Genomic DNA, 14,928 nt, shown 5'->3' with positions numbered 1-14,928 from the left:
CGGTTACATTTCGAACCCGGAAGCTAAGCCTTACAGCGCCGATGGTACTGCAGGGGGGACCCTGTGGGAGAGTAGGACGCCGCCGAACAATCATTCAAAGGGTTGGACCCAGAACTTTCGGTTCTGGGTCCAACCCTTTTTTGTCGTCCGTCACTTCAAGTTCACGTTGCGCTACGACCATCACTCGTATGGGTACTGCAGCAATGCTCAGGGCCGCCGGCGTCGGAGTCGGCGACGAGGTCGTCGTACCTGCCTTCGGCAACGCGGAAGTCGCCGAAGCCGTCGCTCTGATCGGCGCGTTGCCGGTCTTCGCGGACATAGACCCGGAGACGTACTGCCTGGACGCCAGCGCGGTGGAGGCGGCGCTGACACCGCGGAGCGCGGCCGTGGTGGCCGTACACCGGTTCGGGAGGCCGGCGGACATGACGGCGCTGCACAGTGTCGGGCAGCGGCACGGGCTGCTGGTGCTGGAGCAGGTCGACTCCGACATGTCGTACGAGGAGATGGCACAGCGCAGGCAGCGGGCCGCCTACCTCGACGGGAAGTTGAGGGGCGTGCGTATCCCGGACTGGGCTGACGGGCACACCTATCAGCAGTACGTGGTGCGGGTGCCCGGCAACGGGCGGCCGGACCGTGACGCGTTCGCCCGGGCCGTGCGGGGCAAGGGAGTCGAGTGCCGGGTGCCGGTGAAGACGCCGGTGCACCGGATGCCCGGCTTCCGGCGGTGCGTGTCGCTGCCGGAAACGGAGCGGGCCGCGAACGAGACGCTCGCCCTGCCGGTCGACGCCTCGTTGACCAAGCGGGACATGCAGCGGATCGTGTCCGCCTGCAACACCCTCGGCGGTCTTCTCCAGGCCGCGTACTGAAATCCCTGGTTGGGACCACCCGCCCGTTCGGGGTATGATCTATTCCGTTGCCACGGGGGAAACCCCGGAAAGCAACAGGCCCCTATAGCTCAGTCGGCAGAGCGTCTCCATGGTAAGGAGAAGGTCAACGGTTCGATTCCGTTTGGGGGCTCCACCGCAAAGGCCCCGCCCGATTGGGCGGGGCCTTTCGCATACCCGGATCCGGTCCCGGGTCCGGTGCGCTAGTCCGTGTGCGGCTCCGGGACGCGCATCGCGAGAATCGCCATGTCGTCGGACGGTGCGTCCGACGCGAAGCGCTCGACCGCGCGCATGATGCGGGCCGCCACCGCGCCGGCCGTCAGGCCCGTGCACGTCGTGAGGACGTCGGCGAGGCCGTCGTCGCCCAGCATGCGCGTGCCCTCACGGCGCTCGGTGACGCCGTCCGTGACACAGAGCAGGACGTCACCCGGGTCGAGGGTGACCGTCTGCTCGTACAGCTCCAGGTCCTCGATGACACCGAGGAGAGGCTGAGGCTCCGCTGCCGGTTCTACCGTGCCGTCCTGGCGCAGGCGGAGCGGAAGGGGGTGGCCGGCGCAGACCACCTTCAGCTCCGCGCCGCCGTCCTCCTGCGGGCGCATCTCGCCGTACAGCAGTGTGAGGAAGCGGCTGCGGGCGCCCTCGTCGAGGATGGCCGAGTTGAGGCGCTCCAGGACCGCCGGACCGCTGAGCCCCTCGCGGGCCAGCAGGCGCAGGGCGTGCCGGGCCAGGCCCGTGACAGCCGCCGCGTTCGGGCCCGTACCGCAGACGTCGCCGATGGCGAAGCCGTATGCGCCGTCGCTGATCGGGAAGAGGTCGTAGAAGTCGCCGCCGACCTCGTTGCCCTCGCCGGCCGCGCGGTAGATGACCTCGACCTCGACGCCGTCGATCAGGGGCAGCTCCGGCGGCAGGAGGCTGCGCTGGAGGGACTGGCTGATGGCCGTGCGCTCCGAGTACAGGCGGGCGTTGTCCAGGGCCAGGGCGGCCCTGCGGGACAGGTCCTCGGCGAGTTCGAGGATCTCCTGGCGGAAGTGCTCGTCGGTCGGCTTGCCCAGCGTGAGCATGCCGATGACGCGGTTGCGGGCGACCAACGGGAGGACCACGGTCTCGCCGCCGACCGCGGAGGCCGTGGCGAGGGTCGGGCCGATGCCGCTGCTGAGCTGGCGCGTGGGGCCGCCGTTGAGGCCGAGGTCCCGCATGGAGGTGCGCAGTGCCGCCTGGTGGGCCACTTCACCGGGCGCCGGCCAGACACGGGCGCCCGGGGTGGGCACCGGGTCGGGTGGGGCGATCTTCGACAGCAGGGACTTGATGCCGTCGATGAGCTCCTCGTCCTCGTGCAGGACATAGGAGAGATACGGCTCCGACGCCTGGTCGGCGATCGTGTAGACGGCGCACCAGGTGGCCAGGGTCGGGACCGTCATCTGCGCCATCAGGGCCAGCGTCTGATCGCGGTCCAGGGTGCCGGCGAGGAGGTCGGACGCCTCCACGAGGAAGCTGAGCGAGCCGCGGCGCAGCCGTTCCAACTCGCCCAGGCGGGCGGACTCGACGGCCAGGGCGATGCGGTCGGCGGCGAACTGGAGGCGCAGCGCCTCCTCGTTGGAGTACCGGCCGGAGGACTCGGCCGCGACGCCGAGGGAGCCGGTGAGGCGGCCCTCGACCTTGAGGGGGACGGTGACGACCGAGCGCATGCCCGTGCCGTTCAACAGGGGGACGGCGCCGGGGACCGCCGCGAGGTCGTCGTGGACGGCGGGCATGCGCGCGGAGCCGTAGCGGCCGGGGCCGGCCTCGACCGGGACGCGCGCGAAGCGCTGGCGGGCGGAGGGCAGGCCGGTCGAGGCGCGGACCTCCAACTCGGTTTCGTCGTCGGTCGCCAGGAGCAGGAAGGCGGCGTCGGCGTCGAGCATGTCGCGGGCGCGTTCCACGGTGCGCTGGAGGAGGCCGTCGAGATCGTCCGGGGCGGGGGAGCCGATGAACACCTCGAAGGGGTCGGCACTCTGGCCCTCGGAGGAGGAGTCGGAGGACGGTACGCGCGACGGCGTCTGCAGGACCGCGCGTTCGTGCTCCCGGACGAGGAGGCAGACCGTGGACGGCTCACCGGCGGCGTCCCGGACGCGGAGGTGGGAGGCATAGACGGGTGTGACACGGCCGTTGGCGCCCCTTATGCCGTAGCTGCCCTCCCAGCGGGAGAGTTGGAGCGCCTCCACGATGCCGGTGCTGGTGCCGGGGGTGTGCGGCCAGGCGGCGAGGTCGGTCAGCGGCTTGCCCGTGACCTGATCGGCGGGATAGCCGAAGAGTTCCTCGGCGTCCTCGTTCCACGACGAGACGGCGCCGGCGCGGTCGATCTGCACGACGGCGACGCGGACGCGGGCGTCGGCGAGGGGGAGGAGATCCGCCGGGAGGGAGGGGCCTGCTGCGCGGGTGCCGACCGGGCGCTGCGGGAGGTGGAGATGGAACCAGACGTTCTTCAAGGTGGACGTGTACTCGACGCCCCAGCGGTCGGCCAGGGCCGCGCACAGCTGGAGTCCCCGACCACCCTCCCGGTCGAGGCTGCCCATCTGGGCGGGGGAGCCCTGGAGGGGGACCTCGCGCTCCGGGTAGTGGTCGGCCACCTCGATCCGTACGCCGTCGTCGCTGCGCAGGCAGACGACATCGGCTGTGGTGCCGGCGTGCACCACGGCATTGGTCACCAGTTCGCTGGTGAGCACCACGGCGTCGTCGACGATGTCGGCATGGCCCCAGCCCTGGAGCGTGTCCCGGACGAAGGACCGGGCGCTCGCCACCGACCGTCCGACGGGCTCGAAGCTGGCGGCCGCGCGCGCGGTGATCACAGAACTCCTCGACACTCTCTCCCCGGGCACGGCCTCATGGCCGACCGGCTCACTCCGCTGCTGCGGCAGCCCACCCGTCGGCCCGGGATCCGGGGGCTGCTCCCCCGGGATCAGTCCGGTGGTCATTCCGGCCGCCCCTCCGATGCCCGCTCGTCTCCGTGCCACCGCCGCCCAGACCGGACGCACCGGCGTGGCCCGACAGCCGCATGCAAGGTTACTTACCTTCGCCGTCCGCGCGGATGCCGGTCTGCAGTGTTTCCGCCCAGAGGGTGTGCGGACGATGTGCGAAGCTGCCGAACTGTTATGGCCGGGTTCGGCCGGGGTGAAACACTGGGCAGGCTTCCTATGAAGGTCAGGGCAGGTTGAATGCGCGCCGAGTGCGGCGGGCAGCAGCCCTGGAAGCGGTCCGGCGAGCCGGTTCGGATCGCGCGGCAGCACAGAAGAACGCGGCAGTAACCGGTCCGCCGAGCGGTGGCACCCGGGCACAGCAGTAACGGTCGACCCCTGCGGGAGGGACACAGTGGAGTCTGGCGCAGCGACGCGGGCCACGAAGACGCGCGCGAAAGGCGGACAGTCCCTGAGTAACCAGGGCAAAACGCGGGGTGGCAGTACGACCGTGGACACGGCCGCGCTGAATCGGCTGCTCGCCGCCCTCGTATCCATGCGGGAGGGGAACTTCCGCAAGCGGCTCACCGTGTCCGGCGACGGCGTGATGTCGGAGATCGCGGCGGTTTTCAACGAGGTGGCCGACCGCAATCTCCACCTCACGGGTGAGCTGGCCCGGGTGCGGCGCATGGTCGGGCGTGAGGGAAAGCTCACGGAGCGGCTGGAGACGGGCGCCTGCGAGGGGTCCTGGGCGACCGCGATCGACAACTCGAACGCGCTCGTGGACGACCTCGTACGGCCGGTCTCCGAGGTCAGCCGGGTGCTGTCGGCGGTGGCGGACGGTGACCTGTCACCGCGTATGGAACTGCGGACGCAGACGGCGGAGGGCACCGGGCAGCCGCTGCGCGGTGAGTTCCTGAAGGTCGGGCGGACCGTGAACAACCTGGTCGACCAGTTGTCGACGTTCACGGACGAGGTCACACGGGTGGCCAGCGAGGTCGGCACCGAGGGCAAGCTGGGCGGCCAGGCCCGGGTGCGCGGAATGTCCGGTTCGTGGAAGGACCTCACGGACTCCGTCAATACGATGGCGTACCGGCTCACCGCGCAGGTGCGGGACATCGCGCTGGTGACGACGGCGGTGGCCAAGGGTGATCTGTCCCGGAAGGTCACGGTTCACGTGGCCGGCGAGATGCTGGAGCTGAAGAACACCGTCAACACGATGGTGGACCAGCTCTCCGCGTTCTCGTCCGAGGTGACGCGCGTCGCCCGCGAGGTCGGCACCGAGGGCGCCCTGGGCGGGCAGGCGCAGGTGCCGGGCGTGGCCGGGGTGTGGAAGGAGCTCACCGACTCCGTCAACACCATGGCCGGGAACCTGACGGCCCAGGTGCGTGAGATCTCCCACGTGACGACCGCGGTCGCCAACGGCGACCTGTCGAAGAAGGTGACGGTGCCGGCCCGCGGCGAGGTCGCGCAGCTCGCCGAGACGATCAACCAGATGACGGAGACGCTGCGGATCTTCGCGGACGAGGTCACGCGCGTGGCCAACGAGACCGGCGGCGAGGGGCAGCTCGGCGGCCAGGCGAACGTGCCGGGCGCGGCGGGGATCTGGAAGGACCTGACGGATTCCGTCAACACCGTCTTCCGGAACCTGACCACTCAGGTGCGTGACATCGCCGCGGTGACGACGGCGGTGGCCAGCGGTGACCTGTCGCAGAAGGTCACCGTGGACGTGGCCGGCGAGATGCTGGAGCTGAAGAACACCGTCAACACGATGGTGGACCAGCTGTCGAGTTTTGGTGCCGAGGTCACCCGTGTGGCCCGTGAGGTCGGTGTCGAGGGTGAGCTGGGTGGCCAGGCGCAGGTGCCGGGTGCGGCGGGGACGTGGAAGGACCTGACGGATTCCGTCAACACCGCGTTCCGGAACCTCACGGGGCAGGTGCGCAACATCGCCCAGGTGACGACGGCGGTGGCCAACGGCGACCTGTCGCAGAAGGTCACCGTGGACGTCTCCGGCGAGATGCTCCAGCTGAAGAACACCGTCAACACGATGGTGGACCAGCTGTCGAGCTTCGCCGACCAGGTGACCCGGATGGCCCGGGACGTGGGCACGGAGGGCCGCCTCGGCGGTCAGGCCCGCGTCGACGGGGTGTCGGGGACCTGGAAGGAGCTGACGGACTCCGTCAACTTCATGGCGGGCAATCTGACCTCCCAGGTGCGGCAGATCGCCCAGGTGACGACGGCCGTGGCGCGGGGCGACCTGTCGCAGAAGATCGACGTCGACGCGCGCGGGGAGATCCTGGAGCTGAAGAACACCATCAACACGATGGTCGACCAGCTCTCCGCCTTCGCCGAGCAGGTGACCCGGGTCGCCCGCGAGGTGGGCACGGAGGGACGCCTCGGCGGTCAGGCCCAGGTGCCCGGGGTCGCCGGTGTGTGGCGCGACCTGACCGACTCGGTGAACGGCATGGCCGGGAACCTGACCGCGCAGGTGCGCAACATCGCGCAGGTCGCGACGGCGGTGGCCCGCGGTGACCTGTCGCAGAAGATCACCGTGGACGCGCGCGGGGAGATCCTGGAGCTGAAGAACACCCTGAACACGATGGTGGACCAGCTGTCGTCGTTCGCCCAGGAGGTCACGCGCGTCGCGCGCGAGGTGGGCACCGAGGGCATCCTCGGCGGGCAGGCGGAGGTGCAGGGCGTCTCCGGCACCTGGAAGGACCTCACGCAGTCCGTGAACGGCATGGCCAACAACCTGACCATGCAGGTCCGCAACATCGCCGAGGTCACGACCGCGGTGGCCAAGGGCGACCTGTCGAAGAAGATCACCGTCGACGCCAAGGGCGAGATCCTCGAGCTCGTCACGACCGTCAACACGATGGTCGACCAGCTGTCCTCCTTCGCCGAGCAGGTCACGCGCGTGGCCCGCGAGGTGGGTACGGAGGGCATCCTCGGCGGGCAGGCGCACGTGCCCGGTGTCGTGGGCATCTGGAAGGACCTCAGCGACAACGTCAACCTGATGGCGAAGAACCTCACCGTCCAGGTGCGGAACATCTCCCAGGTGGCCGCCGCCGTCGCCAACGGCGACCTGACGCGGACGGTGACGATCGAGGCGCGCGGCGAGGTCGCGCAGCTCGCCGACACCTTCAACACCATGGTGAAGACGCTGAGTTCCTTCGCCGACCAGGTCACCAAGGTGGCTCGCGAGGTGGGCACGGACGGCATCCTGGGCGGCCAGGCGCACGTGCCGGGCGTGGCGGGCACCTGGAAGGACCTCACCGAGTCGGTGAACCAGATGGCGTCCAACCTGACCGGTCAGGTGCGCAACATCGCCATGGTCACCACGGCCATCGCCAAGGGCGACCTGACCAAGAAGATCGACATCGACGCGCGCGGGGAGATCCTCGAGCTGAAGACGACCATCAACACGATGGTCGACCAGCTGTCCTCCTTCGCCGAGGAGGTCACCCGCGTGGCCCGCGAGGTGGGTACGGAGGGGCAGCTTGGCGGTCAGGCACGCGTGCGTGACGTCGACGGCACCTGGCGGGACCTGACCGAGTCCGTGAACGAGATGGCCGGGAACCTCACCCGGCAGGTGCGTGCCATCGCGCGCGTGGCGACCGCGGTGACGCGCGGCGACCTGAACCTGAAGATCGACGTGGACGCCTCCGGGGAGATCTCCGAGCTTCAGGACTACATCAACAAGATGATCGCCAACCTGCGCGACACCACGATCGCCAACAAGGAACAGGACTGGCTCAAGGGCAATCTGGCCCGTATCTCCGGGCTGATGCAGGGACGCCGCGACCTCCAGGACGTGGCCTCGCTGATCATGAGCGAGCTGACCCCGGTGGTCTCCGCGCAGCACGGGGCGTTCTTCCTCGCCATGCCGCACGTCGACGGCCAGGAGCAGGCCGGCGCCGAGGGTGACCAGTACGAGCTGCGCATGCTCGGGTCGTACGGCTACTCGATGGGCTCCATGCCCACCTCGTTCCGTCCCGGGGAGGCGCTGGTCGGCACGGCCGCCGCGGAGAAGCGCACGATCCTCGTGGAGAACGCGCCGAGCGGGTATCTGAAGATCTCCTCCGGGCTCGGAGAGGCTCCGCCCGCCCAGGTGATCGTCCTGCCGGTGCTGTTCGAGGGGCAGGTGCTCGGCGTCATCGAGCTGGCGTCCTTCACCCCGTTCACGCAGATCCAGAAGGACTTCCTCAACCAGATCGCCGAGATGATCGCGACGAGCGTCAACACCATCTCCGTCAACACCAAGACGGAGGTGCTGCTGAAGCAGTCGCAGGAACTGACCGAGCAACTGCGTGACCGGTCCGAGGAGCTGGAGCAGCGGCAGAAGGCCCTCCAGTCGTCCAACGCCGAACTGGAGGAGAAGGCCGAGCTGCTGGCGCAGCAGAACCGCGACATCGAGGTGAAGAACACCGAGATCGAGGAGGCGCGGCAGGTCCTGGAGGAGCGTGCCGAGCAGCTCGCGGTCTCCATGCGCTACAAGAGCGAGTTCCTGGCCAACATGTCGCACGAGCTGCGTACGCCGCTCAACTCGCTGCTGATCCTGGCCAAGCTGCTCGCGGACAACGCCGACGCGAACCTGTCCCCGAAGCAGGTCGAGTTCGCCGAGACGATCCACGGCGCCGGCTCCGACCTGCTCCAGCTCATCAACGACATCCTCGACCTGTCGAAGGTCGAGGCGGGCAAGATGGACGTCTCCCCGACGCGCATCGCGCTCGTCCAGCTCGTCGACTACGTGGAGGCCACGTTCCGGCCGCTGACCGCGGAGAAGGGCCTCGACCTGTCGGTGCGGGTGTCGCCGGAGCTGCCCGCCACGCTGCACACCGACGAGCAGCGGCTGCTCCAGGTGCTGCGCAACCTGCTGTCCAACGCGGTGAAGTTCACCGACTCGGGAGCGGTCGAGCTGGTCATCCGGCCGGCCCGCGACGAGGTTCCGCAGGCCATCCGGGAGCAGTTGCTGGAGGCCGGTTCGATGAGCGACCCGGACGCGGAGCTGATCGCGTTCTCCGTGAGCGACACCGGGATCGGGATCGCGGCCAGCAAGATGCGGGTGATCTTCGAGGCGTTCAAGCAGGCCGACGGCACCACCAGCCGCAAGTACGGCGGTACGGGCCTGGGACTGTCCATCTCACGGGAGATCGCGCAGCTGCTGGGCGGTGAGATCCACGCGCAGAGCGAGCCGGGCCGTGGGTCGACGTTCACGCTCTACCTGCCGCTGCACCCGAGCGAGCTGCCCGCCCACGGTTACCAGCAGCCCCTTCCGTCGCTGGAGCCCGGCGGGGTGCTCGCGTCTCCGGGCGCCATGGCCGAGCTGCCGGGGACGCGAGCCGAACCGCCGGCCGAGGTGACGTCGTACCACGACTCGCAGAACGGCGCCGCGGCGCTGTTCCGGCGCCGTCGCAAGGCGGTCCCGGAGACCGAAGTGCGGTCCTCGGCGCAGGAGCAGCAGCCGGGCGCCGGGCCGGAGGCGGCGCCGCAGCCGAACCGGGGGATCCGCTTCGGCGGGCAGAAGGTGCTGATCGTCGACGACGACATCCGCAACGTCTTCGCGCTCACCAGCGTCCTGGAGCAGCACGGCCTGTCCGTGCTGTACGCCGAGAACGGACGCGAGGGCATCGAGGTCCTGGAGCAGCACGAGGACGTGGCGGTCGTCCTGATGGACATCATGATGCCCGAGATGGACGGCTACGCGACGACCACGGCGATCCGCCGGATGCCCCAGTTCGCAGGCCTCCCGATCATCGCGCTGACCGCGAAGGCGATGAAGGGCGACCGGGAGAAGGCCATCGAGTCGGGTGCCTCCGACTACGTGACGAAGCCGGTCGACCCCGATCACCTGCTGACGGTGATGCAGCAGTGGATGCGGGAGGAGTAGGTTCGGACGGGCACCGGACGGTACGTCCGGTCGGTCCGCCTGCGGTACGGTCGGGCACGGTGGCCGTGGTACGCCGGGGCGCGGTGTCCGTGGTACGTACGGGCACCGTCCGCGCGGCGCGTGCGGGCGGTGTGCGAACGTGGGGTGCGCGCGAGTGGCGGGAAGCCTCGGTGTCCACACGCGGTTGCTGACCGAGTGTGCCCGAAGCCGTGTAGAAGTACGGGATTCGGGGAACCTTCTGGTCCCCCGCTGCGTTTCTGCTACGTGCACAGTGACATCACGGTGACAGGGTGTGGCGACAGGCGGGGTGCGGCTACGATGACCGGCACAAGGACGGGCGGCGCAAGGGAGTCGTCCCCTGGGGCGGCGCCCGCCGGTGCTGCCCCAAGTCCTGCGGACAGGGGAGGCCCCACGCCGGGGCGAGGAGGGCGGGCCATGGTGCAGAAGGCCAAGATCCTCCTGGTCGATGACCGGCCGGAGAATCTGCTGGCGCTGGAGGCGATCCTCTCGGCGCTCGATCAGACGCTGGTGCGGGCATCGTCCGGGGAGGAAGCGCTCAAAGCACTGCTCACGGACGACTTCGCGGTCATTCTGCTGGACGTCCAGATGCCGGGCATGGACGGTTTCGAGACCGCCGCGCACATCAAGCGACGGGAGCGGACCCGGGACATCCCGATCATCTTCCTCACCGCGATCAACCACGGCCCGCACCACACCTTCCGCGGGTACGCGGCGGGTGCGGTGGACTACATCTCCAAGCCGTTCGACCCGTGGGTGCTGCGCGCGAAGGTCTCCGTCTTCGTCGAGCTCTACATGAAGAACTGCCAGCTGCGCGAGCAGGCGGCGCTGCTGCGGCTCCAGTTGGAGGGCGGTGGCAAGGCCGCGGGCGGTGAGACCAAGGAACCCGCCGGGCTGCTCGCCGAACTGTCGGCACGGCTGGCGGCCGTCGAAGAGCAGGCGGAAGCGCTCTCCAAGCAACTCGGCGACGAGTCGACGGACGCGGCGGCGGTGGCGACGGCGGCCCATCTGGAGCGCAAGCTCACCGGACTGCGGCGGGCACTGGACGCCCTGGAGCCGGGCTCGTCCGGAGGCCAGACCGCGGTCAACTGAGGTCCGTGGGCGGGCCGGGAGGACCGGCGGGCCCGACTGGTGAGGGCATGTCAGCGGCTGTACCGGAGGCGTCAGTTCCGGACTTTCCCGCGGGCGACACGAACGGGTGAAGCGGTGGGCACACGTGTCGACCGCCGTCTCCCCCGGTAACCTCACACCTATGGCCTCACGTCCCTCCGCAGCCAAGAAGCAGCCCGCGAAGAAGGCGGCCGCTCCCGCGAAGGCTCCGGCGAAGAAGGCCGCTGCGAAGAAGGCACCCGCGAAGAAGGCGCCGGCCAAGAAGGCCGCGGCCAAGAAGCCCGCGCCGGGGCCGGCACCCAACCCGACCGGTGGCGTCTACCGGCTCGTACGCGCCCTCTGGCTGGGCATCGCGCACGCCGTCGGCGCCGTCTTCCGCGGTATAGGCGCCGGGGCGAAGAACCTCGACCCGGCGCACCGCAAGGACGGTGTCGCGCTGCTGCTGCTCGGCGTCGCGCTGATCGTCGCGGCGGGTACCTGGGCCGACCTCAAGGGCCCCGTCGGCGACCTCGTCGAGATCCTGGTGACCGGTGCCTTCGGCCGGCTGGACCTGCTGGTGCCGATACTGCTCGGTGCCGTCGCCGTGCGCCTGATCCGGCACCCCGAGAAACCCGAGGCCAACGGCCGGATCGTGATCGGCCTGTCCGCGCTCGTCATCGGCGTCCTCGGCCAGGTGCACATCGCCTGCGGCTCACCGGCCCGCAGCGACGGCATGCACGCCATAAGGGACGCCGGCGGCCTCATCGGCTGGGGCGCGGCGACCCCCCTGTCGTACACGATGACCGACGTCCTGGCGGTGCCGCTGCTGGTGCTGCTCACCGTCTTCGGGCTGCTGGTCGTCACCGCCACGCCGGTCAACGCCATCCCGCAGCGGCTGCGGCTGCTCGGTGTGCGGCTCGGTCTGGTCCGTGACCCGGAGGCGGAGGCCGACGCGTTCGGCGACGACGACGAGCGCTACGAGGAACAGTGGCGCGAGGCGCTGCCCGCGAAGCGCCGCGGACGCGGGGGACCGGCGTCACAGCCGTACGACCCCGACGCGGCCGAGCAGGAGGCGCTCACCCGGCGTCGCGGCAGGCCCCGGCGGTCCACCGCGCCGCGGCCCGAGGCGAACCGGCCGATGGACGCCGTGGACGTCGCCGCCGCGGCCGCCGCCGCGCTCGACGGCGCCGTGCTGCACGGGATGCCGCCCTCGCCGCTGGTCGCCGACCTCACCCAGGGCGTGACCACGGGGGACCGCGAGTCGACGACGCCCACTCCCACGCCCGTGCCGGCCGCGCGCCCGCAACCGGGCAAGCTCAGGCAGGACAAGGCGCACCAGGGCCACCCCGGCGAGGGCACGGCGGTCGTCGCCGATCTCACCAAGACCCCGCTCCCCAAGGAACGGGACCTGCCGCCGCGCGCCGAGCAGCTCCAGCTCTCCGGCGACATCACCTACTCCCTGCCGGCCCTCGACATGCTCACCCGGGGCGGCCCCGGCAAGGCGCGCAGCGCCGCCAACGACGCCATAGTCGCCTCGCTCACGACCGTCTTCACCGAGTTCAAGGTCGACGCCGCCGTCACCGGCTTCACCCGCGGGCCGACGGTCACGCGGTACGAGGTCGAGCTCGGGCCCGCCGTGAAGGTCGAGCGGATCACCGCACTGGCCAAGAACATCGCGTACGCCGTCGCCAGCCCCGACGTGCGGATCATCAGCCCGATCCCCGGCAAGTCCGCGGTCGGCATCGAGATCCCCAACACCGACCGGGAGATGGTCAACCTCGGCGACGTGCTGCGCCTCGCGGAGTCCGCCGAGGACGACGACCCGATGCTGGTCGCCTTCGGCAAGGACGTCGAGGGCGGCTACGTCATGCACTCGCTGGCGAAGATGCCGCACATGCTGGTCGCCGGCGCCACCGGCTCCGGCAAGTCGTCCTGCATCAACTGCCTGATCACCTCGATCATGATGCGGGCGACCCCGGAGGACGTCCGGATGATCCTGGTCGACCCCAAGCGCGTCGAGCTGACCGCGTACGAGGGCATCCCGCACCTGATCACGCCGATCATCACCAACCCGAAGCGGGCCGCGGAGGCCCTCCAGTGGGTCGTACGGGAGATGGACCTCCGCTACGACGACCTCGCCGCCTACGGCTACCGGCACATCGACGACTTCAACCGCGCGGTGCGCGAGGGCAAGGTCAAGCCGCCCGAGGGCAGCGAGCGCGAGCTCCAGCCGTACCCGTACCTGCTGGTGATCGTGGACGAGCTGGCCGACCTGATGATGGTGGCGCCGCGGGACGTCGAGGACGCCATCGTGCGGATCACGCAGCTCGCGCGCGCGGCCGGCATCCACCTGGTGCTCGCCACCCAGCGGCCCTCCGTGGACGTCGTCACCGGCCTGATCAAGGCCAACGTGCCCTCCCGGCTGGCCTTCGCGACGTCCTCCCTGGCGGACTCGCGGGTCATCCTCGACCAGCCCGGTGCCGAGAAGCTGATCGGCAAGGGCGACGGCCTCTTCCTGCCGATGGGCGCGAACAAGCCGACCCGTATGCAGGGCGCGTTCGTGACCGAGGAAGAGGTCGCGGTCGTCGTCCAGCACTGCAAGGACCAGATGGCGCCCGTCTTCCGGGACGACGTCACCGTCGGCACCAAGCAGAAGAAGGAGATCGACGAGGACATCGGCGACGACCTCGACCTGCTGTGCCAGGCGGCGGAACTGGTCGTCTCCACGCAGTTCGGGTCCACCTCCATGCTGCAGCGCAAGCTGCGCGTCGGTTTCGCCAAGGCCGGGCGGCTGATGGACCTGATGGAGTCGCGGAGCATCGTCGGGCCGAGCGAGGGTTCGAAGGCTCGTGACGTTCTTGTGAAGCCTGACGAGCTGGACGGCGTGCTCGCGGTCATCCGGGGGGAGTCTGAGGGGTAGGGAACGGTACGCGCGGGGTTCCCCCGGAGGGAGGGTCACGGCGGCCGGCGGCCGTTCGTGACTGACCCGTTAGGGATCATTGAGCAACCGTTCAGCCATGGCGTACGTCAAGTTGAGGGAAACGACAAACAGGTAATCCACCATCGGGACGCGTGGTCGATCCGATGGCGTACAAAGTACGACCGTCCGGTTGCCCCACCCGTTTGTACCCCCCCTAGACTGAACGTCCAGCGCAGGCGGCCATACGCTCGAAAGGCGCCCCCGTGTCCAACGGCAACTTCCCTGAAGACGAGCGTCCGATCGAAGACGTGTCCCGAGACGTTCCTGAAGACCCTTCCGCGGAGGCCCGCCCCTCCGTGGGCCGTGCGCTGCAGCAGGCGCGGATCGCCGCCGGGCTGACCGTCGACGACATCACCACCGCCACCCGCGTCCGCATCGCCATCGTGCACGCCATCGAGGCGGACGACTTCACGCCCTGCGGCGGTGACGTCTACGCGCGCGGTCACATCAGGACCCTGGCCAAGGCCGTCGGGCTCGACCCGGCCGAACTGGTCGCGCAGTTCGACGCCGAGCGCGGCGGGCGCCCGGCGCCGACCCCCGCCGCACCCCTGTTCGAGGCCGAACGCATCCGTCCGGAGCGGCGCGGACCCAACTGGACGGCCGCCATGGTCGCCGCGATCGTCGCGGTGATCGGCTTCGTCGGCTTCACGTTCGTCAAGGGCGACGACGGCGGCTCCGAGGCGAGCGTCGCCGAGGGTTCCCAGCCGACGGCCGGCGAGTCCGCCTCGCCGAGCGCCGAGCCGAAGAAGCCGGCCGCCCCGAAGCCGGACCCGACCGACAGCGCCATCGCCGCCGCTCCGCAGGACAAGGTGACGGTCAAGGTCAGCGCCGACGACGGCCGCAGCTGGATCTCCGCGAAGGACCACAACGGCCGGCTGCTCTTCGACGGCCTGCTCAAGGAGGGCGACTCCGAGACCTTCCAGGACAACGAGAAGATCGACCTCGTCCTCGGTGACGCCGGCGCCATCCAGCTGTACGTCAACGGCAAGAAGATCGAGGACGACTTCCAGCCGGGCTCCGTGGAACGCCTGACGTACACGAAGGGCGACCCGCAGGTCGGATAGGGGCGCGGAACGCACTGGTGCGGACGGGGTTGTCCAAGATCGGGCAACCCCGTCGACGTGGGCTGTCGGCGGG

At 69.9% G+C, this 14,928-nt stretch carries 6 protein-coding genes, 1 tRNA gene and 1 rRNA gene; 7 read left to right on the top strand and 1 reads right to left on the bottom strand.

What is annotated here, in order from left to right; all coding sequences use genetic code 11:
• The 3 genes from rrf to ACZ7G3_RS13405 all read left to right on the top strand — a co-directional run.
• Window positions 1–88, top strand: a 5S ribosomal RNA gene (rrf, locus tag ACZ7G3_RS13415); the annotation flags it as partial.
• Between the two features lie 115 nt (window positions 89–203).
• Window positions 204–866 carry a DegT/DnrJ/EryC1/StrS family aminotransferase gene (locus ACZ7G3_RS13410; protein WP_470925436.1) on the top strand — a complete coding sequence of 221 codons (663 nt, stop codon included), beginning with the start codon at window positions 204–206 and terminating at the stop codon, window positions 864–866.
• Between the two features lie 78 nt (window positions 867–944).
• Window positions 945–1,020, top strand: a tRNA-Thr gene (locus tag ACZ7G3_RS13405).
• Window positions 1,021–1,087: 67 nt separating this feature from the next.
• Here the strand turns inward: ACZ7G3_RS13405 and ACZ7G3_RS13400 are convergent.
• Complete coding sequence (locus tag ACZ7G3_RS13400) at window positions 1,088–3,835, bottom strand: SpoIIE family protein phosphatase (protein WP_470925416.1); 2,748 nt, start codon at window positions 3,833–3,835, stop codon at window positions 1,088–1,090.
• A gap of 394 nt (window positions 3,836–4,229) precedes the next feature.
• On the opposite strand from ACZ7G3_RS13400, the gene ACZ7G3_RS13395 reads away from it, so the two are divergent.
• The 4 genes from ACZ7G3_RS13395 (at window position 4,230) to ACZ7G3_RS13380 (ending at window position 14,855) form a co-directional block, all read left to right on the top strand.
• Entirely contained in the window at window positions 4,230–9,704 is a 5,475-nt protein-coding gene (locus ACZ7G3_RS13395; RefSeq protein WP_470925414.1) for a HAMP domain-containing protein, read from the top strand.
• Between the two features lie 435 nt (window positions 9,705–10,139).
• Window positions 10,140–10,814 carry a response regulator gene (locus ACZ7G3_RS13390; protein WP_470925412.1) on the top strand — a complete coding sequence of 225 codons (675 nt, stop codon included), beginning with the start codon at window positions 10,140–10,142 and terminating at the stop codon, window positions 10,812–10,814.
• Window positions 10,815–10,974: 160 nt separating this feature from the next.
• Window positions 10,975–13,731, top strand: coding sequence for a DNA translocase FtsK (locus tag ACZ7G3_RS13385; RefSeq protein WP_470925410.1), 2,757 nt, complete (start codon window positions 10,975–10,977; stop codon window positions 13,729–13,731).
• Between the two features lie 263 nt (window positions 13,732–13,994).
• A complete protein-coding gene (locus ACZ7G3_RS13380) occupies window positions 13,995–14,855 on the top strand; it encodes a helix-turn-helix domain-containing protein (RefSeq protein WP_470925408.1) in 861 nt (286 codons plus the stop codon).
• Window positions 14,856–14,928: the final 73 nt, after the last annotated feature.

It is taken from the genome of Streptomyces sp. NPDC037271, from assembly GCF_055603605.1.
This window is presented reverse-complemented; position numbering and strand designations above follow the sequence as displayed.